Genomic DNA, 22,216 nt, shown 5'->3' with positions numbered 1-22,216 from the left:
GTCTGATCTCAAATCCGGTTAAACAGTTATAGATTGGTTAACTCAACCATGAGACAGTCCTCACTCCTCAGGAGGAGAAAGAATCACAAACATTTATTAGTTATGACGATTCGAGATTTTTTTGATGTCCAATTCAACGGATCGGATTTGATATTAAAGGCTGAAAAATTTGCACTTTTTTCCCGACAAAAATCCGAAAAACTAACTTTTTACAGTGCTATAGGATGATTATTGACCAGCCCTACTTACTTATCCCACACTTTGCGCTCTGCACAACTACTTTTTCAGTAAACCCTAATTAGGTATCAGGTGAGGTTAGAAAAATTGTTTAATTCCTATTTATTCTAATACAAACTAAATCGAATAATGTGATAAATAACTAATATCTTTTGGGATGTTTAATTCCCGAACTTCGTTATATATATGAGCACTTATCTAGCACTTGTTCAATAGTCTATCAAATCAATGTAATACCAAATTAATTTCTAATTTGCATAGAATAATATCTCGATCGGGGTTTACTCTAGATTAAGACAGAGGAGTTAATAAATTTTATAATTCTGTGCAGCCTCACATAAAATTGGTATAAGCTAAGAATAATTTAGATTTCCTATTGCCTATTCCCTAATAGATATATAGTTTAAATGCTGAATAACTTACCGAATAATTAAGATTTAAAGCCTCTCCTTTAAAGGGGAAACAAGAAAAAAAATTCCTTTGAGTCAATCCTCTTCTTTTCAAGGATACGTATTTGTTAATTATTAATTATTAATTATTAATTGTTGAATAATACCAACTTAAATTAGTCCATTTTTGAGGTAAATTTTGCTCTGGAAATACTAATTTTGCTTGTAGATAATGTTCAAAAGATTTAATTACATTATGGGTAGAATTTCCATAACAGCGAGTTTGATAAATTACAGCTAAATTGTTATTAACTATTGCCCATTCATAGGGAAAATCATTCAAATTAAATACTTCCAAAGCTAACTCGCAGCAAGCTAAAGCAATTTCTAAATTAACATCAGAATCTCCATCTGGCAGTGCCCAAATAATCCTACCAAAATTTACTAATGCACTAGCAATTGTAGTTGCTCTATTTTGACAAATGTGAGGAAAAACTTGCTTTGCCCACTTGCGTAAAATGTATATTAAATGAGGTTCTAATAAATCAAGATTTTCTACAATTAGAGGGTAAATTTTTTGAGGGTCGCCTTCACTTTCCAAAGTTATTTGCAACGCTTCTAGCAAAAATGGCAAAGTTTCATTGATAGGGGTAGTTAAATCAGGAATGAAAATTTTAGCTTCTAACCAAGCAGCAAAATTCTGATCATATGGCAGATTTTTATCTAAAACTATGTAGATAGGAAAATATGGTTGCATGAATTGATATTTACTTAATTTTGCTTCTATTGGCTGTGGTTGAAAGTTAATCATTTTTAATGTTTTTGTGCCTCTATTGTTACCTTAATTACATTCTATTTTCCCATCCTAGAGAGTAGCTTTCCGGATCGTATTCAATTATTTTTATAGATTTAATAGAATTATAATCGAGAATCTAGGGTAGTTAATTATTCTGATATAATAGAGTTGAGATTGTTATAGTTATGTGGTGAAATCAATAGATAGCTCAAGTTGGATTCGGAGTCAGATTCAGGGATATAGGTATCAAGAAGTAAAAAAAAACTTATGGGGTAGTTCTTCAAAGATGGTTAGTAGTAGAAAGTCAAAAACCTCTAGAATCAGATTTCAAACATCTGGAGAAAAAAATTAAAAATTAGGGGGTAGAAGCTCAGAAAAAACTTCGGAGATTAACATCTCAAAAGTTTGCTTGTGTACCAGATGCCCAAAAACCAGTCAAGGAGCTTTTCCCAAAGTGTTTGTATCATTAACTAACAGGAATTAATACCAAATTCAAAAAAGGTAGTTACATCTTAATTTGTGATTTATTGCTACAATTAAAAATTGTATATATCCATCAAATTTCAAAGTTAAGCATTTTTTCCCCTTTTTTATCCAGTTTTTCTTTCCCTGTTGCCTTCCGGAGCAGATGAGCTGTTGTCCGTGTTGAGACTGTAGCAATATTTTATGAAATTGGTATAAGATCAAACAAGTAGAAGATAAATCTGGTGCGGGTTTCTGTTATCAAGTACAAGGTCAAGTAACTGTTATTGCACAAAAAGTTGAGCTTCAAAAAAAACGAGCAGCTAAATTTATATTAGCCACAAATGTTGTAGATACTCTAGTATTAACTACAAAAGAAATGTTGTCTAAATATAAAAGACATCTCCAGAAAATAAATCTTTTAACTAGAGCAAGCTAAGGATACGAAAAATTCACCCTAAAAAATTCTTTTTCGTGCCTTTTTCATAAAAATATCTTACCTGTTGCCTTCCGGAGCAGATGAGCTGTTGCCTACTCCTGCAAAAAATCTATATCTTTTTCGGAGATGTCTAAAGACCAGCAATCAGTAGAAAGAGGTTTTAGGTTTCTCAACGCTCCTCTATTTTTAACTGATAGTGTCTTTCTCAAATCCCACCAGAGAATTGAAGCTTTAGGGTTAATTATGAGTTTGTGTTTGTTGGTTTATAATTGAGTTGACATCCTCCCCGGCCTGAAGGCACGGGGATTCCTACCGAGCCGTAGCTCCTCGGCGAGTTGACGTTTCATTGGCTGCTGCTGCCAGATGCGGTAGTCTTACGCTTGCCTCCGCGTCCGTTTAATGTCTCGGACTGCCCGCCCGCGACTAATATATTTATCGCTGCATTCTCGTCTCTATCATGTTTTGCACCACAGTTGAGACACTCCCATTCTCGCACCTTCAGGTCTAGCTTCCCACCTTTAAAGCCACAATTTGAGCAAACTTGGGATGTAGGCTCAAGGGCGACTAATTACTCTGAAATCGCGACCATATTTTTCTGCTTTTCCTTCTAAAAAAGTCCTGAATGTTCTCCAACCTAAATCTGATATTGCTCTGGATAATTTACGGTTCTTAATCATACCAGAAACGTTTAAATCTTCTAAAACAATTGTTTGGTTTTCACGAATTATTTCAGTAGATAATTTATGTAGAAAATCTGTCCTTGTATCTTTCAGCGTGGCATGGAATTTAGCTACTCTAACCCTGGCTTTTTCATACCTTTTAGAGCCTTTAGTTTTATGAGATAATGACTTACTTAACTTTTGATACTTCTTAATTCGTTTCTTAAGTGGTTTAGGAGCATCAACCTTTGTACCATCACTAAATGTAGCAAAGGTTTTAATGCCTAAATCTATGCCTACTGAATTATCAGTTTTAGGTAAGATTTCTGGTTGTATTTCTACTACAAAACTTAAGAAGTATCTATGGGCTGAATCTTTGATTACTGTTACTGATGATGGAGCAGTAGGTAATTCTCTTGACCATACAATTTTCAGCTTTCCAATCTTGGCTAAATAGATTTTATGTTGACCAACTTTAAAGCCTCCCTTTGTAAACCTAGCAGTTTGCTTTGACTTTCTACTTTTAAATTTAGGAGGTTTAATAGATTTACCTTTCTGTTGACCTTTAGTTGATTTGAAAAAGTTTTGATAAGCCTGTTTTAAATCATTCAATGATTGCTGCAATGGTATGTTAGAAACCTCTGACAACCATTCTCTTTCTTCAGTCTTTTTAGCTTGAGTAATAAAAAGCTTTTGTAGTTCTGAATTAGAAGATTTCTTTTCTCCTGATTTATACTTCTGTTGGCAGTAAGCTAGACTATCATTCCAAACCACACGGACACAGCCAAATAGCTTGGCTAATCGGTATTTTTGTCCCGGCGTTGGATATATACGGTATTTAAATCTAGCTTTCATAACTTGACTTTCGCTCCTAACAACATGATAACATATTTATTGAAAAAAAATCAACCCGCAAGCAATAAAAAGTCGCCCTAGAAGGGCGAGGCTTGAGACCCATTTTTTCGGTCAACGTCAATTACGTCAAACTTTAAAACTCCAGAAATCTACTGTGAAAAACCAATTAGGTACTCCCACAAATAGACCGACGTTACCTTGGGTATTTCAATGTTTTCAGTCAATCTACCTGTTGATTAATTCTGGAGTCATAGAGATTTCTAATTTAACTTCCCTGGCGGGAAGTCCCGCGCTCTCCCGTTGGCGGAGCCTAGCGGTAGCTATTAGGGGAGCGGAGGGATGGTCAAGCCTGGGCCAATAGTCGGATACCTCCACAAATAAAACCTTCCTATACCCTTGACAAGCTAGGAGGTATGCATGTTATCATCAAAGTTAATACAGGGGGAGGACATCACCTCTGTCAAAACAGCGGTCATTTTTTCATGACTGAAGAATCCCCCGTTGTCGCGCTATGCGCAACGTCGGGAGTATGTCAAGTATAGAAAACTACTTTACTTATTTTGACTTTTTTCTTACTAAAAATGCAGCACATTCGACATGAGCAGTTTGAGGAAAAAAGTCTGCAGGTTGTACTTTACTCAACTCATACTTCCCTGTCGAACATAGAAATTTCAGATCGCGAGCCAAAGTAGCAGGTTTACAACTAATATAGACTATACGTTCAGGTATAATTTCTAAAATAGTTTCTAAAACAGAGCGATCGCAACCTTTTCTCGGCGGGTCTAACAAAACCACATCAGGCTTTACCTCCAACTCAGGTAGTAAATCTTCAACTTTTCCAGCATAAAAACTTACATTTGTCAAGTGATTAGTTTCAGCATTCAACTGAGCCTGTTTGATAGCCACTGGTTGAACTTCTATACCAATGGCCAGACCCTTTCTACCCCCCATTTGTAAAAACTCCTCACCCACTATTTCCATAGAGTCGTTATCACAAACCCCCACTTGCTGCAAATATTTTGCTAGAGGTAAAGTGAAAGTACCAATTCCACAATAAGCATCAACAATAATCTCCGATCCATTCAAAGCCAACTTTTGAATAACTAACTCTATTAATTTTTCAGCAGTCTTTGTATTTACTTGAAAAAAGGTATCAGGAGTCAATTGAAACTCTAAACCACCAAACTTTTCCCACAAGTATGACCTACCAGCAACACAAACAGTCTGTTGACCAAAAATAGTATTTGTTGCCTTCGAGTTGTAGTTCAAACAAACACCTACTAACCGAGAATAATCTTCCAGCCATTTTTGTGCTTGAACTTCGATACCTGGTAATAACTCTTTTGTTTTTTCCTCCTCTCCATTTATAACCAAAGTCAACAAGATTTCCCCTGTATTGTTACCTATCCTCAAAGATAAGTGGCGTACAATACCTGTATGTGTCTGTTCATCATATATTTTCCAGCCTTGCCTAGTAATATCCTGTTTTACTTCTTTGAGTAAAGGGTTCAAACGTTCGTCTTGAATAGGACATTGATTCAGATTAATCACTTTATGACTACCTTTTTGATAATAGCCAGCTTTAACTTGACCTGTAGTAGAAATACTTAAAGGATATGTAGCTTTGTTGCGATATCCAAAAGCTGCTGGAGATGCTAGAGTTGGATCTACTGCTAATAATGTTAGCCCCCCTATTCTCTTTAAAGCTTGAATAACTTGATTTTGTTTAGCTTGAAGCTGATATTCATAACTAATATGCTGCCATTGACAACCACCGCATTTGTCTGCAACTATACAATAGGGTTTTATACGATATTTGGATGCTTCTAAGAGCTGGTGTAATTTCCCATAAGCATACTTTGGTTTGACCACTGTTAGACGAGCAACTAGGCGATCGCCCGGAACTGTATCAGACACAAATATAACTTTTTGACCATAGCGGCCTACTCCATCACCGCTATCTGTTAAGTCTGTGATAGTTATTTCTACAAGTTGACCTTGTTCACAAGGTAGTTTAGCTAGGTTTTGATTATTGATATTCACTCATTTCTTTTGTTTACAAAATTTATTTTAGAGTTATTCATAACCCATATTAAGTTTATCTCATGTAGTAAAAGGAAGGAATAAGAAAAAATCGGCGTTGCTGAATTGAAGTATGAATTCGCGGTTGTTTAGCTCTGGTCAAGCCCCCGCGCATCCCCCAAAATAGGGGGACTTTTAGAGTTTTATTCCCCCCACTCATTGGCAGGGCTGTTTCAAAGTATTGTAAATTAACGATGAGCGGGAGAACGGGAGATTAAAGGATTTTAGAACAGTAAAATTTACCAAAATTTGCCGATTTTTCTGCCAATAAGTATCCTTTTTGCTCTGAGAGAATATTTGGTTCAACGCCACTTAAAAGCCTCCATCCCCGTGTTGACCTGTCCCCGTGTCCCCGTGTCTATTGAGAATGAAACAGCCCTGCCACTAATTGGGGGGCTAAGGGGGCTTGCATCATACCCAGAATCAGCAACGCCAAAAAATCTTGTGTTGTCTGAGGGTAGTCCTGTAGATGTAGTGATATTTATCAGAAAACCGTACGAACTAAACTGTAGAAAATCGATCTGAGCTTAATATCTTGATATTGGATTAACCAATACTGGCGCTCTCGGCGCAGCTCACTATTCCCTCGGCAGTAAATGCCCCTGGGAATTTCTTATCTTATATTTGAAGACTGCCATTGATATCGGCATTAATGACTATACCAGTTCCACTCTTGAATAAACCACGTTTGACTCGTTTACCCCTATAAGTTTCATGTTTTATTGGTTGCTCTAGGTCAAGGGCAGATGTTTTGCTTGTATAGCTTTCCTCTGTTTCAATCACCTTGATTCCTGCTAGCTGACATTTATAAGTAATTTGCTTGGGTTTTCTTATCATGTGGTATTTGGGTGAAATTTTGGTTGTTTTTTTTGCCTATATTTGCACTTTGTTTCCAGTTATCATTTTTTCCTATGACTACAGTACCAATATTATTAGTTACTAAATAATTGACAACTAATTTACTGGTGTTATGCAGATAATTCTCGACAAAACGGTTCCGATGATAACTCAATGCTTCAATATATCCGACTGCTTTTTCTGTTGCCTTTGAGATGACTTTGGTACTTAGCTTTACGCTTATTATAAAGTTGATTAACACTTTTTAGTGGCTTCCCGTTAACAAGCATAGGTTTAACACCAGGCTTGTTTGTAGATAGAGCAACTAATCTGTCAATTCCTAAGTCTATTCCAGCTACATATTTTGAGTCTATTTGTGGCTGAAGTGTTTTTTCATACACTACTTCAATTATATAGCAGTTAGTAGCAGGTACTATCCTGACTTCGATTACAGTTTCCACAACTACAGGTATTTTGATTTCACTCATAGATAAGTGACAAATACCATCTTTTAGAGGGGCTTTATAAACTGATTCCTTTGAATATATAACTACATTTCTACCTTTGGTTTTGTCCTTATACTTTGGTATTTTTGGTTTACCTAAAAACTTCTCTGGATGTGCGCGACCATTCTTTGATTGCCTGAAAATAACCACGCCAAGTTGCAATCAAGCATTTGATTATTTGTTTTGATACCTTGGTTGGTAAGGCTCTTTTCGCATCACTATCTTTGGTTGCATGGTATAGTGTGGTTAAATCCAGACTTTTTGAGGACTTGAAAAAATGCTGACGACAGTAATAATTAGCCAAATAAGACCAAGTTTTTTGACTTAAAGGCTAACTCATCACACCAAGCCCAATATTGATGTGTTCGTTTAATAATATGTCTGTCAACAAGTCGCATTCACATGAATTATTTCATTTCTTTAGTTACCTGTTTAATATTAACACACATTTGTTACAAATAGCAACTATTTTATACAATTTTCATTCAACAGTTAATCACCCCTTTCATTGTCATAAACAAAACTACAAAAATCACTACTTGTACAGTACTAACCTGTCTGAGCTTTAAGTTTTTGATATGTCCTAGCCTTTCCTTTAACTACAATAACTTCGCAATATACTTATCAGGACTTACGCAAAATATTAAATTATACAGCATCTGTAGGGACACCTGCGGAGTATGCGAAGCAAACGGCCGTTCGCCCCTACTAGATATAGTGGCTATGCGTAAGTCCTGTGTGTAATTAGGGCTTGCTGATTAAATATCAAAGCATTTACAGATCAGGGTTTTAGCCTTTTTTGGGTCGAATTGCAGTGCGCTTGTTTCAGTCAAGAACGCTCAAAAAGTTAGTATTTTAGGCTCATAGTTAGGCAGAAAAATCTTGGGACAAAACTTAGCTCCTACCTCCTGGCTCATTTCCCGTTCTTCCTGTCTCCTGTTCCCCTCCTGGGAGGGGTTATATACAATCCGGTTATATAGTATATGTTCATAATTGGTGTCTACACTTCAATCTCCCTATCTCCCCATCCCCCCATCTCCCCATCTCCCCATCTCCCCATCTCCCTACGATACAATAACTATTCAACCGGATTCTATATTAGGGGTGGGTTGTCTCCTGTCTCCTACCCCCTACTAAAAGACTTTTTCAGCAAACCCTAATTATCGTCTTGAAGTGGGTCTTCTACCCGGTGATACAGAGGGAGTTCTTCCTGTAGTGTACTTAGGCTTAAATTTCGTAGGTGCGTTAGCCCGATCAGCGTAGCTAACTTTTGGTCGGCGTAGCATTATCAAATCATTCTTAATAGATAGAGACTTCGTAGGTAACTCATTATTGATTGCAGTTATAGCTTTGGAAGTATCAGGTTGATTGCCATTATTGTAAACTTTAAGCTTCAGTGCATCACCTAACTTTTCTGCTATTTTCTGTAACCCTTCTTCTGTTGTATCGTTATACTCTCCAGGCTTAAATTTAATTGATGTAGCCGTTGAATCATCATTATCTGTAGCATTAACTTTTTGGATGGTGATATCAGATAAATTTATTTGGAAATGATGTGCCATAAAAGCTCTGACTGGTTCTGGGACATTAGTTGGTGGTGTAATTTGCCTGTCACCTTCTGCCTTCCATAGTTTTAATGTATCAACATTGAGTTGGTCTTCTGGTCGTCCCTGAATTGCGATCCAATCTGGCAAATCTTCTGGAGATACATTCCATGTTAAGCCATCCCAATCAGCAATTTTAAAATCCTCACCGTCTGGTCCTTTGGCTCGAATCGTCGCTCCTGGTGAGAGTTGAGAATTGCTATCGGAATAAGTTGTTAGCAGCATACCTGCATAGGAGTTTTTGCCGTCAGCTTGAGTACCGTATTTGGGTAGATTATTAGCAGTATTAGGAGTAAATTCATGATAAACTCCTGGAGTAGTAAGTTCTTTTGCCATATTTCTAAGGTCTTCGCTTTTTGTTGTATCATCAGCGATCGCCTGTAGCTTCGTTTTCACTTCCTGAATGAGAGGTATCTTAGCATTACTTTTAATATCGTCTGTCATGGGGGTGCTTATATAATAAATAACAGAAGGTTTAACTATTTCTGCAGAATCATTTTGGTATCGGTAATCTAATCCAAATTGCTCAATAGTTTCTTCAGCAGATAACTTTTTAGAATAGTCATTGAAGCTACTGAAACCTGTAGCTAAGGTAGGATCTCCTGATACTTTTTTGAGCAGATTTTCAATTTCGCCCTTAGAAACTATCTTAGTAGGTATATCTATGCTCGAAGGTGTTTGCAACCGAGTATAATTGTCATAAAGCAAACGAGTGATAATTTCTATATCACTATCGTTATAATCTTGTGGTTCTTCCTCTCTTATATGTATTTTGTCTAGAAAAGCCGCTACTAACAGTTCAGCATTCTGTTTAATCTGATTGTCAGTTGCTATTCCTTGTTTTATGTTATTAACTAAGCTCGGGGCAATGCCATCAATGTGACCCAAATTTCTGGCAATTTCTTGATAGAGTTGAGTATCTATGCCAGAAGATGCTTGGCTTTTCTGTTTCCAAGCTCTGGCTATATTTCTTAGTTTTTGGATTGTAATCTCACCAGTCTCACCACTATATTTAACATAATTATCTATCTGTTCATACAAAATGGGATTAGAGTCCTCCAACAATTTCTGTTGTCTTTCTGAAAATTGAGGGACTTCCAAAGTAGCTTCTGAAAAATCTAGAGCTTCCCAACTACCCTGTTCAAGCATAACTCGCTTCTTAGCATTATTATTTTTTGCCTTATTTACCCTTGTCAGAGCATCATTTGTGAGACGATGAATTGTAATTTTATTGACTTTAGCATCATCTGTAAATTGCTCCATCCGTTGGCGTAGTTCAGGAAGTTCCACGTTCCAGAAAATCGACATGGAACTTATATTTTTGGGTAGAAAAACCTCAACATCCCCTTCAGCATTAGCTGCTATTTCCTTAGATACGCTAGTCCAGATATTATATTGAACGTCCCATGTATAACCAATTGCCGGATAAGTTTTAGTAGTAATTTTCAGTTTATCCCAAAGTTTACCAATCTTTGTTTGATCGAGAGGTTGAGCTTGATCAGTAACTCCAGCACTTCTGAGAATGTCCTTGTCATCAACAGCAAACCGACCAATACCATAAGAACTCCATAATAGAGTTTGACCCTGAGCAGCTACCGGACCAAAATTTTGAATAAAATCAGATATTTCGGTGTGAAAGGCTTCAACTAAGTCTTGTCTTCCTTTTTCTCCTGCTGCTCCTGCTTCGTTAAATTGACCATAAGTTCCTATACCTTTGATTCTATTTTCATACAAAGATTTCACCAAGACACGGAAATATTCATCTGCTTGGTTTTTGCTTATTGGTTCATTAGTATATTGCCTGACTTTTTTAACGAAGTTTTGCTTATATTTCTTTGCCATGGCCTCCATAAAAGAATCAAGGAGTACTTCTCCATTAGCATCACGTTCAACGGGTTTTTTAGAAGTTAACTTTTGTACTAAATTCTTCAATTGGTCTAAGAGTGATGCTTGAGTTGTTTCAGTTGGCATGATGATTTTTTCCTAAATATTTGCGATCATAGTAAAATAACTTTTCTGAGGTTAAGCTTCAAGGTTCGCTTGTTGAGCTATCCCTTGAAGCCATACTTAAAGATGAGTTGAGATGCAAAACCCAACCTAAAGAGAATTAGGCATCCTCTGATAAACCGTAGTATTGTGTTATGTATGCAATAATTTCTGGCGAGTGAGGTTGCAACTCTGGTAAATGCTCTGCCAAAGCATCCCGCACTGCTTCCGCAAACTGCACAAAATTATCTGTTTTATTCTTCACAAAAGGCTCTAATGTTTTAATCAGTTGCCAGTTGCTTTCAATATTCAATGCTCTTGCATCCTTAGCTAACTGGGAGGCAGAATCATCATTAAAATCTTGTAGCAGACGACTGACAAAAGTGACTCGGTGCATAATCCGCCAACAAGCAGGTTTTTTCTCAGTTTGCCTGGCTTCCCGTAGAGCTTGAGCATTAGGATCGTTGCTCTGCTCAATCCAGATCGGGTCTACTACCTTAGCATAGAAGTCTTCAAAGTTTTCTGCTTTCGGTTCTAGGTAGAAAGTCATAAACCGATAAGCATCAACCTTCCCAGGAACTTTAATCGGATTACCCTGAGTATCATACTGAAGCAAATAATCAACATAGGTTGACTCCCAATCTTTTTGGTCTTCAGGAACTTCATACTTATACAAGTTGTTCTGGGGATTAACCTGAACTTCAAGTCGAAAAGATTGAGAAGTTTCGACACTTTTTGATTGAGTCATGTTCATATGACCCCCCATACTACCATTCAAATCAAATCCAAAAGAAGCCCCAGTAGATACATTCAGGGAAATACCACTACCAAAAGTTGTATTAAAGGAATAGGAACCACTGCTCGACTCTTGCCTCACATCCATAGTATTAGTGGTTTCAGCATAGAATCCCCCATCTGCTGTCCAGACATAAGTATTAGCAATATTGCGATTGGCAAATTTGTCCGGTAGACTTTGGTCTGTAGTCAAGGCATCAGCAAGACTACCAAAAGTGCTAGCAGCGCTCAAACCTATTCCTATTCCAAAATTAGGAATAGCAGCAGCACCACTGGCTAAAAGTCCTGCATTAGTACCCATAACATTTTTGAGAATGCTATTGGATAGGGGTGAAGCATCATAATTCTGATAATAATTTTTCAACTCTGCTGCTTCTCTCTCTATTTGCCGTTTGAGAGCATAGGTTTCTAGGGGTTTAAAGTAGCTATATTCCCCATATTGAGTAGCTTGAGGATAATCGGGGTCAGTTTGCACGCTGCCATCGGGTTGATAACCAACTTTACCATCTAGGGTTCCCTGTTTAGTATAACGAGGGTTGATGGGGAACGAGATAATATTCCAATCTTTGGGAATATCAGGGTTGGGTTGAAAACGATAGGAAATCAGAGCTTTATTATGAGCTAAACGCAACGCAAAAACGTCCGCTGTTTCTGATTGCACCAGAGCAAACCCCTGATTATTAGGAACATACCGTTGCCCCAAGCGGGGGTTGAGCAGATTATTTTTATCTTCCCAATAACCTACTGCAGTTGCCCGCATATTTCTGGTTACAGTTCGCCCGCTAGTGATTCTGCTTTCATCAGTCCAACCGCCGGAAGATTGAAACTTGCCACTACCTGAGAACTTTAATTCTACTTGAGCCTTGAAGGAAACACCAAAGCCAAGAGGAGCAAGTAGAGTTCGTAGGTCTAACTCCATACCTGCTGACATTGCTGCTTCAAAGGAAGAGTCAAAACCATTTTCTTTGGAACTGGAGAAGTTATAATTGACATCTTCTGCTTCAATTAATTCTACTGTGCTAGCTTGTTTGTAAGTATCAGTGTCTCCGAGGGATATAGGCCCAACGGTCATGTTTTCACTTGGTATAGGTGGTGCCCCTTCGATGTAACCAATAATCTGAGGGTCGAACTGTACCTGAGATACCCATTCAGTAATCAAATTACCGACTTTGTAACCAGTAATTAACTGCCATTTACCATCTTTAATGTAAGTGTAGCAGCGTTTGAAGACTCCTGTTAGATTCTGCTGGCTATCATATTGCATATCCCCGTACTCGGTAACAGCAGGACTACTATCTATCTGAGCGTTGAATACAGTTTGAATTGCTGCTAAAGCTGAACGCACTTGAGGGATATCATTACCAATCGGAGCATCAGAAAAAACAGATGTAGGTTTGTTAGCATCTGCTCCTAGTGGGAGATGATTTCCCATCAAACTGCTATCTTTGAATTCATTATCTATGATTTCATCAAAAGTGTAATTAGCTATTATGTCTTGCTTTTCTCCTTTGAGACGGGTAAAGATATTGTCGAGAATCTGCTCTTGAGTACGTACTACTTTCCAAATTCGTACTTCTTCCAGAATGCCATTGAAACATTCTTGGTAACTTGCACCATCTTTGCGACCACCAAGAGTGAATTGATTATCTCCCCAGGTAACCAGTGAATCATTTGATGCTACTGATTCTGTTGTGAGGGGAACACCATTACTATAGAGGAGTAACTCGGAAGCTTCCACATCTGGATTTTTACACCACTTCGCACCTTTAATTTGAGCGTGGTTGCCTCCTTTGAAATCATTGGCGAGATTACCTTCATTTTCTTCTAACTGCCACCAGGCAACTAAACCTTCTTCCTGTCCAGTAAGATTTTGATGAATTTCACCTTTTTCTAGTGCCCGACTCCAAAGCTTGACTTCGGAAATTTTACCTTTAAAATAACTCTCACCTGTTCTGCCAATTTCTAGGGGTTGACTATTACCTTCAGGACTAACAGCAGGTTCAATGACTCGACTACAGACAAGTTTTTCATCTATATACATTTTCAGTTCTAGCCACTGAGCAGTTCCTTGGCCGCTGATAAATGTCGGTTGTTGTGAGGGAGTGGAACTACTTTGAGATTGCAAACCATCCTTCAGATTTTTACCCCGTTTTTTGGAGGCAACATAATCAGCTTTCATTGCCTTGTCAATTTTTTGATTTTCACTAGAGGTAAAATTACCAGTCTTGGCATCAATATTTGCTACATCTCCAGTTCCCCAAGCATCGGGGTCTGCTCCACTATCAGTAGTTTGAGTAATTTTTTTACGAGTAACAGCAATTTTGTGAACTTGATTAGTTTGTATTTTGTTGGCAGGAGACTCTAATTTATGAATCGTACCTTGACTATCTTCAAAGGAGAAAGTCAGTTTACCTGATTCTGCTTGCAAAGCATAGGGTACACTTTCTTTTTCTACCCCATAACCCATCTGACCTTTACTGATAATACTGCGTAGGTTGGTATCATTCACCTGTATTACTGTTTCTATGGTCAAGTCTTCACAGAGATTGAGTGCCCGGTTTTTGCCACAGTCGAGGTAGTCGTTACCATCGAAATTCAGGGCATAGGATTGGTGATAACTCAGAGCCAAATGATTCCAGTTATTAAGGGGAAGGAATTCCTTAGTTTTGAAGAAGCGATTTGCTTGCGCAAGGTTATCGCTAACGCCTACCCCGCCAAAAACTTTGTAGCCAGTGAGGGGAGAAGCGACATTAGTAGGATTACCATGTATAGTTCCATCATTGCCGTTGCCGCTATAGTCCTGGGCTGTACCTCCTTCAAAGTGCCAGTAACCTACTAAACCAGATTCGTTACCACTGAGTCTTCGATCTTTATTAGCTTGAATTTGTTCTTTGCTGCGGGCGTAGTTCCAGATGCGAACTTCATCCATTTGACCGTTGAAGAAATCAGATGTTCCTGTAGGATCCCATTCTTGTCCTAAACTCCAAGGTAAGCCTTCAATATTCCCTAATTGTACGTTATTTGCTAAAACCTCACTGATTAATACACCATCCTGATAAACATTAATTTCTGAATTTCCCTGATTTTCTTTGATGACTACTGCTAGATGGAACCACTTTCCTAAAGTACTTGGATCGTCGGTAATTTCTAAATTGTAACCGTGTATCTGTAATGATAAGTTTCCCGAAAAATTCCAAGAAAAATAACCTAATAAGAATAAGTTGTTTGCATTATTAGAATTTTTCCCAACCAAGCAACCTGAGCTAGTAGTCTCAGATTTAACCCATAACTCAATTGTAAATGTGTTTCCAGGATTAAAATGTCCAATTTCTACATAATCAGTTGAACCATTAAACTCGAATGCTGTTAAAGGTTGCCTTTGCAACCCTAAAGTATATTGACTATTTGCCGATTTATGATGTATTACCCGACCAACATCGCCAATTAACTTAGGCTTAACCCATGCTTCTATAGTGAGGTTAGCAATAGCATCCATCTGAGGTAATTTATTGTCAGCTAAAGCCAGATATTTATTTTGCCCATCAAAGTCTAAAGCCAACCCAGGGGAATCGGCTACCCAACGACAGGAAGGAGCTTCACCCAAACTTGTGACTGTGCCATTGGGAATTTGGCCTTCGGTTGCCTCAGAATAGACCAGGAATTGTCGCGAACTGTTTTGTTGTTTCTCTTCTTGTGTCTCTTCTTGTTGTACATCGCTAGCCTTTATTAAGGCTGGAGGAGATGGCATATTTTGAGGATTACCATGTATACTTCCATCATTGCCATTACCACTATAGTCGTTGGCTACACCTCCTTCAAAATGCCAGTAACCTACTAAACCAACTTCATTGCCAGTAAGTCGGCGATCCTTGTCGGCGTTGATTTGTTCTTCACTGCGGGCATAATTCCAGATGCGAAGTTCGTCTATTTGACCATTAAAATAAACATCGCTGTTGAGGGTTGCTCCTAGAGTAACCGGAGAACCGGAAGTCAAATCCAAAGCAGTGCCTTTAAATGAACCTAAATGTTTGTTTTCATCTAGGTATATGGTAATTGAACCCATGTTAAAGACTAGGGAGAAAAAGTGCCAGTTACCAGGAGTTAATTCCCCGTTACCAAAAGTCTTAGTTATATCGTCGTCATTTTCATCAATATATACATCGAGATTGCCAGTCTGACTGATACCTAACTCAAAGTTATCGTTGTGGTCGTCTGAAGCACGAGCTAACAAGACATTGCGTGTACCATGATTACTTGCTGTGGCATTTAAGGTATGAGGTTTCACCCAGCCAGAAATGGTAAACTCTGAACTTCCCTGAGCAAAAACGCCACCGATATCCTTATTTCCAAAGTTCACATAATCACTTGAGCCATTAAAACTCAGTGATGAGTAAGTGACAGAAGTATCTTTTATTAAGCCTGGAGGAGATTCAAAGTTTTGAGGATTACCATGTATGGTTCCATCATTGCCGTTACCACTATAGTCTTTAGCTAGACCTCCTTCAAAATTCCAGTATCCTACTAAACCAGGTTCATTGCCAGTGAGTCGGCGATTCTTGTCAGCGTAGATTTGTTCTTCGCTGCGGGCATAGTTCCAGATGCGAAGTTCGTCTATTTGACCATTAAAATAAACATCGCTGTGGATGGTTGCTCCTAGAGTAACCGGTGAACCAGGAGCCTCATCCAAAGAAGTGCCGCTAAATGAACCTAAATGTTTGTTTTCATTTAGGTATGTGGTAATTGAACCCCTATTAAAGACTAGGGAGAAAAAGTGCCAGTTACCAGGAGTTAATTCTCCGTTACCAAAAGTCTTAGTTATATCGTCGTAATTTTCATCAATATATACATCAAGATTGCCAGTCTCACTGATACCTAGTTCAAAGTTATCGTTGTAGCTGTCTGAAGCGCGAGCTAAAAAGACATTGCGTGTACCATGATTACTTGCTGTGCTATTTAAGGTATGAGGTTTCACCCAGCCAGAAATGGTAAACTCTGAACTTCCCTGAGCAAAAACGCCACCAATATCCTTATCTCCAAAGTTCACATAATCACTTGAGCCATTAAAACTCATTGCTGAGTAAGTGACAGAAGTAGTCACAGAAGTATTGTTTATTAAGGCTGGAGGAGATTCAACGTTTTGAGGATTACCATATATGGTGCCGTCATTGCCATTACCACTATAGTCTTTAGCCGTAAGTCCGTCAAAATGCCAGTATCCCACTAAACCTGGTTCTTTGCCTGTAATTCGTCGATCCTTGTCGGCGTTGATTTCAGTTCCGGTGCGAGCATAGTTCCAGATACGAACTTCATCCATTTGACCGTTGAAGAAATCAGATTTTGTTGAACCATCCCATTCTTGTCCTAAACTCCAAGGCTTACCTTCAATATTTCCTAGGGTTGTCCCTAAAGTATGCTCGCTGATGAATAAACCGTCCTGATAGAATTTAATTTCTGAATTCCCCTGATTTTCTTTAATGACTGCTGCTACATGGAGCCACTCTCCTACAGTAATTTGACTAGGAATGTTCAACGAATAACTGGGCATGATTATTCTGTATTCATTGTTCCAATAACCGAATAAGAATAAGTTTTCGTTTCCACTGTTATCATTTTTCCCAATGAAGCAATGTATGCCACCAGTCTTGTATTTAATCCATAACTCGATTGTAAAAGTGTTTCCAGGATTAAAATGTCCAATTTCTATATAATCGCTTGACCCATTAAAGTCTAGTGCTGCAGAAGTGAAAGAACTACTATCATTACTAGGATAATCGTATAAAACCAAATAAACCGGAGTGTCTTCTTCTACTTCTAGAGACACAGTGTTGACAGGAATAGTGCTGGAGTTGACTTGAACTTCCGCACTTGTAGTAACTTTGGTCTCACCAATTTTCAACACTGCACCTGCTGCTAGCTGGCGGTTTGTTGTTTCTACTAGAGTAAGTTCAGTTACTGTGCCAGATGTTGCTGCGACTTGTCCTAAATAGAGGGGTTTTGCCTGTCCATTGAGAACTTTGCTAAACATACGCGGGTCTCGCGGTACATCTTTCCAAGTTTCAGTAATCTCTGTTTGGGAATTAGCAATGGTAACTTCACAGGTATCATCACTATTGCCATCACTAATCGTAATAGTGGCAGCGTTTGACTCCGCACCAACGGAACGAGCAATAAAGCGAACTTTTTTACCACCTAGATCGATGACTTTTTGAGCGCGGGCAGTTTTGGTATCGTAGTAAGCAGTAAAGAACTGCGTGTTAGTTCCTTGGAAATAAAGAGCTAGTTTACCCATCGCACTGTCAAATAGCTGCGGAGTTTCACCAGTATAGGCAAAGCCTAGTAAAGCTCCTGAAGTAGTCAAGCCATCAGAGTCAGTGTGTAACAGAGCCATGGGCAATGATACTTGACCATGTAGTTGTTCTTTTTTGCTTTCAAGTTCTTGTTGCTTGCTAATTAGGGTGGCTTGTTTTTCAGTTAGTGTTGTGCTATCGTCCCAATTGTATTCAGTTTGCCATTGATTGAGTTGATTGTTCAACTCATCAATCTCAGAATTCATCCTAGTAATGGCAGCATTTGCTTCATTCACTATTCTCTCAGCATCATATCTACTCACCATATCTGCAATTGGAGCGTCAATTATCTGTTGATAGTAATCTATTGTATCTTGTGCGCTGTTTATAGTACTATATATACTATCGATCTCCTCTTGCAATTGCGTTATTTGCTCAGGTATTTGAATATCGCGTTTCAGTTGACTAATTTCCTCTTCTAAATTCCCAACTTCAGCAAAATAATTTTCTATAGAATCACCATCTATATCCGTTCGATTGAGCCAATTCAAAGATAAATTATCTGGTATCTGTGCTAGTCTCCCTTCACGAGAAACAGCAAAATCTAATGTAGCAATGTACTTATTAGTAGTTGTTGCCCCATTAGCATCAGTTCCACCTGTAGCAACTGCCAACATTACCCGGGCATTAGTTTTCATCGGTTTACTTTCCTCATCACCGATTTGAGCATCTTCTTGCTGAAAATACTGCACCACTGTTAAACCTGATTCAATGGTACGCCCCTGAAAAGAAAAACTATCCCGACTCATCCCTGGATGATTGCCAATAAGTGCATCTGACTCTTCCCAACTTGCACCATTTATGGTACCGTTGTTAGCATAATCAGTTTGGTCATAAACTGTAGCACCAGTATTTTCATCAAACCGCCAGTAACCTACTAATCCTGTTTCCCTTCCTACCAAGCGATGATGTCTATCCTCATTGATTTCATAACCAGTACGAGCGCGGTTCCAAATTCGGACTTCATCTATACAACCATTAAAATTATCGGCATAACCTTTGCCGAGAAAAATATTTTCATTGCCTGCTGTAGCAGCATCCTTAGTAATAATTTCTTCCCCTGCAAAAGCACCGTCGATGTACCAGGTTAATCTCCTGCTCTCGAAATTCCTGACAATAGCAATATGAGACCATTCATCCCGCAGTAGGCCAAAAGTACTTAAAATTCCCTCAAAGGTATCATAATTGATATTAGCCTCACTAGGATTATCACCACCAGTACCATAATAATAAGAAAGTTTACCGTCTACTTCTAGGGTAATTGCCCCTTCACCGTTATAGGCTTTACAGAACAGACTTTGCCTATTGGCCAAAGACAAAGGTTTGACCCACATTTCAATAGTCTGACTGCCTGTAATCTTTAATTCCGAGGGATTCCCTAAATCCACATAATTATCAGTACCATCAAAACTAAGTGCTGATTCTGCTGCACCCTTAGTATTAAGAATTGGTACTAACTCTTCATTAGTAAAGGAGTCTACTCCAGGACGACGTTGGAAAATGGCATTCTGATATTCTGCGTCAGGGCTAGTATAATAAATAGTCCCTTTAGTATTAAATAGGCCATCACCAGCCCGCTCAATATTAAAAGAGTCAATCTTGCTAGTAGCACTGTTATAAGTAAAGACCTGCCAGCGCTGAATATTAGCTACCTGGGTAGGCAATAACAGAACTTGGAAACGTCCTCCCTGAAGTTGCTGCACAAAGTCTAGTTCTTGGGTAGGCTCATAGAATGCTTTGCCTTCTATATCTTTTGCCCCCAGACTATCCTTACTATTAGCTGGTTGAGTTTTGTTGCGACTGCGCTTATAACGCACTTCCATCTTGGGTTGTAGTTGAGAACCTGCAAGAACGAAGCGGTCTAATAGCAGAGTATTGTTGACTAGGGGGACTTTATTGCCTCCAGAGAGAACAAATTCGGAGTTATCTCTGGTGGTATCCCCAGATGAGCCACCACCTTGGAGTCTGGTGAGTTTATAGACTATATTTGGGTCATTACCAGCAATAGACTGACGAAAGAGGTAGATATATTGGTCGTCGGAAAGTACCTGGAAAGGTGCATCTGCTGTTAGTCTGGCTGTGGTTGATAGGAACTCGTCAATTTCATCAAGGTTTAAGTTTTCTGGCTTGTCTTCAGTTAGTGTTCCTTTCTTGACTGTGGGCATTCTAGTTGCCCCTACCAACCCATAACCAACTTGACCTATTTCATTGGCAAAATGTAGGGGGCTAGGATTTTTCGACCAGTATTCTACATCTATTGGTCCTTTGTTTTCATCACTGTCACTGAGGTCGAGGACTGTGTAATATATGCGTCGTTCATTATCCATCGCAAAGGCAATTACTGTGCCTTTATGTCGTATCAGGGTGGGATGTTTGTAGGTTTTGTCCTCATAGGATTTGAGGAAATTATCAAAAATTGTTTGGTTACTCATCTAAAAAAAATCGATAGTTTGGAAACTTTTTACCTTCAGCTAGAGGAGGAAAAATGTAGCTTCTTTGCATGAATATATAAAATCTTCCATCAGGTTTTATTACTTTAATGATTTTTTAATAATTAAAGTACTTTTTATTAATTGAGCGAAGGGGAAACTGTCGAAATTAGAGGTTATCTGGGTATATCGGGGTTATTCTGGTAAGAATTTTGCGAGTCCAGTAAGCGCAAGTTTGTGGCGTTTCGCTGCGCGACATGAAACGCGGAGCGTTGCGTCAGCAGTATCGCGTTACAGCGGTTTTCATTTGGGTAGACCACAGTAGGGGCGAATGGCCATTCGCCACTACAGGATTTTTGCTTGTGAAGATGTGGTTCATCAAGAGTGAAAAGCGCTGTAGAGTAGAAGTAATAAAAAGGGCATTGCTAATTAGTAATGATCTATGCTGATGTAGGAAGAGTTTCAAATTTTAGATAGTGCAGCAGAAGACGAATAGAATATTTGAGCATCTCAAGGGACGCGCGAGTAGCAAAGGGTTTTGCGATGAAGGCAAGCCAAATAATGTCGGAGTCGAGTATTTTCCCCTTCCACCCTGGTCATATAAGTTTTACTGACGCGCGTGATCCTCTGGTGCAATAAAACAAGGTTCAACAATTAATAATGAATAATGAATAATGAATAATTACCTCTCCTTGAAAATAAATTGAAGAGGATTGACAAATTCATGAAAAATTTTTTTTTCTTGGTCGATTGGATATGGCGAGGAGACCCGTTCTTGCAGACCCGCTCCGAATGGCGCCATCCCATCCTACGGAATGCTGCGCAAACGACCGCTTATTATCCCCTATCCAAGGGGAGGCGCATAACCACAATTTTTCGGTAAATAACAGTTTGACAAAATCTATGATTATCTAGTATAATCTATGATTATCTAGTATAGTATATGATTATGACTGACAAATTCATCAAAATAGGTGCAGCAGCAAAACTATTAGGAGTGTCCATTGATACGCTCCGGAAATGGGAATTGTCTGGAGAACTGATACCAGACCGAAAAAGCCAGGCTGGTACTAGATTCTATGATTCTTCTAAACTTATCAATTTAGGAGATGCAGACAGTTCTACTATTTGTTATGCCAGAGTCAGTAGCCACGACCAAAAGGCAGATTTAGACAGGCAACAAGCAATGTTAGAGGCTTATTGTGCTGCCAAAGGATGGAAATTTGAGCTCATTAAAGACTTAGGCTCTGGTATGAACTACCGCAAAAAAGGGTTGCAAAAATTATTAGAGAAAATCTTGAGGAAGCAAACTAAGCGATTAGTATTAACTCATAAAGATAGATTGTTAAGATTTGGTGCTGAGTTGGTTTTTTCTTTTTGCGAACTCCAGGGGATTGAGATAGTTATTATTAACAAAGGAGAACAACCAAGTTTTGAAGAAGAATTAGCTCAAGACGTACTAGAAATCATCACAGTTTTTTCAGCTAGGCTTTACGGTTTACGATCAAAAAAACACAAAAAACTATTACTTGGATTACAAGAGGAAGTAGATCAAGTTGTAAGGAACATTGATAATCATGCTACTAGGATTCAAAACTGAACTGTACCCAAATAACCAGCAAAAAACCTTACTGGCTAAACACGCGCTTTGTAGCTCGTCATGCTTACGTGCGACTCGTTTGGCCTAAGTAGTCTTTAGTGGCTACGTTCAGCCAGCCCTCGAACCCAGGGTAACTCTGATATTCATGGAGGTTAAATTCCTTCCTACGCGGATACCGTATGACTCCATAGTC

General features: G+C 38.6%; 12 protein-coding genes and 1 pseudogene. 3 read left to right on the top strand and 10 right to left on the bottom strand.

Translation table 11 applies throughout. The annotated features are described in order from the left end of the window. Window positions 1-768 precede the first annotated feature (768 nt). Window positions 769-1,437 carry a hypothetical protein gene (locus tag F6K23_RS30015; protein WP_293162657.1) on the bottom strand — a complete coding sequence of 223 codons (669 nt, stop codon included), beginning with the start codon at window positions 1,435-1,437 and terminating at the stop codon, window positions 769-771. Window positions 1,438-2,449: 1,012 nt separating this feature from the next. Between F6K23_RS30015 and F6K23_RS30010 the strand changes: the two genes are divergently transcribed. Beyond that, window positions 2,450-2,596 (top strand): hypothetical protein, encoded by a 147-nt coding sequence (locus F6K23_RS30010; protein ID WP_293162663.1) that lies wholly within the window; start codon window positions 2,450-2,452, stop codon window positions 2,594-2,596. Between the two features lie 70 nt (window positions 2,597-2,666). On the opposite strand, the gene F6K23_RS42265 is transcribed toward F6K23_RS30010, so the two are convergent. The 9 genes and pseudogenes from F6K23_RS42265 to F6K23_RS29965 form a co-directional block, all read right to left on the bottom strand. Continuing rightward, complete coding sequence (locus F6K23_RS42265) at window positions 2,667-2,819, bottom strand: zinc ribbon domain-containing protein (protein WP_367267632.1); 153 nt, start codon at window positions 2,817-2,819, stop codon at window positions 2,667-2,669. 58 nt (window positions 2,820-2,877) lie between these two features. Beyond that, window positions 2,878-3,837 carry an RNA-guided endonuclease InsQ/TnpB family protein gene (locus tag F6K23_RS30005; protein WP_367267860.1) on the bottom strand — a complete coding sequence of 320 codons (960 nt, stop codon included), beginning with the start codon at window positions 3,835-3,837 and terminating at the stop codon, window positions 2,878-2,880. 555 nt (window positions 3,838-4,392) lie between these two features. Continuing rightward, window positions 4,393-5,880, bottom strand: a complete 1,488-nt coding sequence (rlmD, locus tag F6K23_RS29995; protein WP_293162656.1) for a 23S rRNA (uracil(1939)-C(5))-methyltransferase RlmD — start codon at window positions 5,878-5,880, stop codon at window positions 4,393-4,395. A 657-nt stretch (window positions 5,881-6,537) separates the two neighbouring features. Next, window positions 6,538-6,702 (bottom strand): hypothetical protein, encoded by a 165-nt coding sequence (locus F6K23_RS29990; RefSeq protein WP_293162653.1) that lies wholly within the window; start codon window positions 6,700-6,702, stop codon window positions 6,538-6,540. 22 nt (window positions 6,703-6,724) lie between these two features. Then, the gene (locus tag F6K23_RS29985) at window positions 6,725-6,931 is read right to left on the bottom strand and encodes an IS200/IS605 family accessory protein TnpB-related protein (RefSeq protein WP_293080304.1); all 207 of its coding nucleotides are present in this window, start codon (window positions 6,929-6,931) and stop codon (window positions 6,725-6,727) included. A 4-nt stretch (window positions 6,932-6,935) separates the two neighbouring features. Next, the gene (locus F6K23_RS29980) at window positions 6,936-7,244 is read right to left on the bottom strand and encodes a transposase (RefSeq protein ID WP_293162650.1); all 309 of its coding nucleotides are present in this window, start codon (window positions 7,242-7,244) and stop codon (window positions 6,936-6,938) included. A gap of 1,178 nt (window positions 7,245-8,422) precedes the next feature. After that, window positions 8,423-10,837: a hypothetical protein gene (locus F6K23_RS29975; RefSeq protein WP_293162648.1), complete on the bottom strand. Its 2,415-nt coding sequence runs from the start codon at window positions 10,835-10,837 to the stop codon at window positions 8,423-8,425. 136 nt (window positions 10,838-10,973) lie between these two features. Then, on the bottom strand, window positions 10,974-20,426 hold the full coding sequence (locus F6K23_RS29970) for a LamG-like jellyroll fold domain-containing protein (protein ID WP_293162645.1): 9,453 nt from the start codon (window positions 20,424-20,426) through the stop codon (window positions 10,974-10,976). Between the two features lie 437 nt (window positions 20,427-20,863). Beyond that, window positions 20,864-21,038: pseudogene (locus F6K23_RS29965) on the bottom strand (IS1 family transposase); the annotation flags it as partial. A 334-nt stretch (window positions 21,039-21,372) separates the two neighbouring features. Between F6K23_RS29965 and F6K23_RS29960 the strand changes: the two are divergent. Beyond that, window positions 21,373-22,023: an IS607 family transposase gene (locus F6K23_RS29960; RefSeq protein ID WP_293162642.1), complete on the top strand. Its 651-nt coding sequence runs from the start codon at window positions 21,373-21,375 to the stop codon at window positions 22,021-22,023. Continuing rightward, entirely contained in the window at window positions 22,001-22,111 is a 111-nt protein-coding gene (locus F6K23_RS42260; RefSeq protein WP_367267859.1) for a helix-turn-helix domain-containing protein, read from the top strand. The genes F6K23_RS29960 and F6K23_RS42260 overlap by 23 nt, the downstream gene beginning before the upstream one ends. Window positions 22,112-22,216 lie beyond the last annotated feature (105 nt).

This window comes from Okeania sp. SIO2C9 (assembly GCF_010672455.1).
In the GTDB taxonomy this organism is placed as follows: Bacteria; Cyanobacteriota; Cyanobacteriia; order Cyanobacteriales; family Microcoleaceae; genus Okeania.
The sequence above is the reverse complement of the archived record's forward strand: the minus strand, read 5'-3'. Positions and strand labels throughout refer to the sequence as shown.

Coding starts and splice junctions, on each gene's coding strand:
- F6K23_RS30015 (WP_293162657.1), bottom strand. CDS start 1,437: ATGATTAACTTTCAACCACAGCCAATAGAAGCAAAATTAAGTAAATAT.
- F6K23_RS30010 (WP_293162663.1), top strand. CDS start 2,450: ATGTCTAAAGACCAGCAATCAGTAGAAAGAGGTTTTAGGTTTCTCAAC.
- F6K23_RS30005 (WP_367267860.1), bottom strand. CDS start 3,837: ATGAAAGCTAGATTTAAATACCGTATATATCCAACGCCGGGACAAAAA.
- F6K23_RS29980 (WP_293162650.1), bottom strand. CDS start 7,244: ATGAGTGAAATCAAAATACCTGTAGTTGTGGAAACTGTAATCGAAGTC.
- F6K23_RS29975 (WP_293162648.1), bottom strand. CDS start 10,837: ATGCCAACTGAAACAACTCAAGCATCACTCTTAGACCAATTGAAGAAT.
- F6K23_RS29970 (WP_293162645.1), bottom strand. CDS start 20,426: ATGAGTAACCAAACAATTTTTGATAATTTCCTCAAATCCTATGAGGAC.
- F6K23_RS29960 (WP_293162642.1), top strand. CDS start 21,373: ATGACTGACAAATTCATCAAAATAGGTGCAGCAGCAAAACTATTAGGA.
- F6K23_RS42260 (WP_367267859.1), top strand. CDS start 22,001: ATGCTACTAGGATTCAAAACTGAACTGTACCCAAATAACCAGCAAAAA.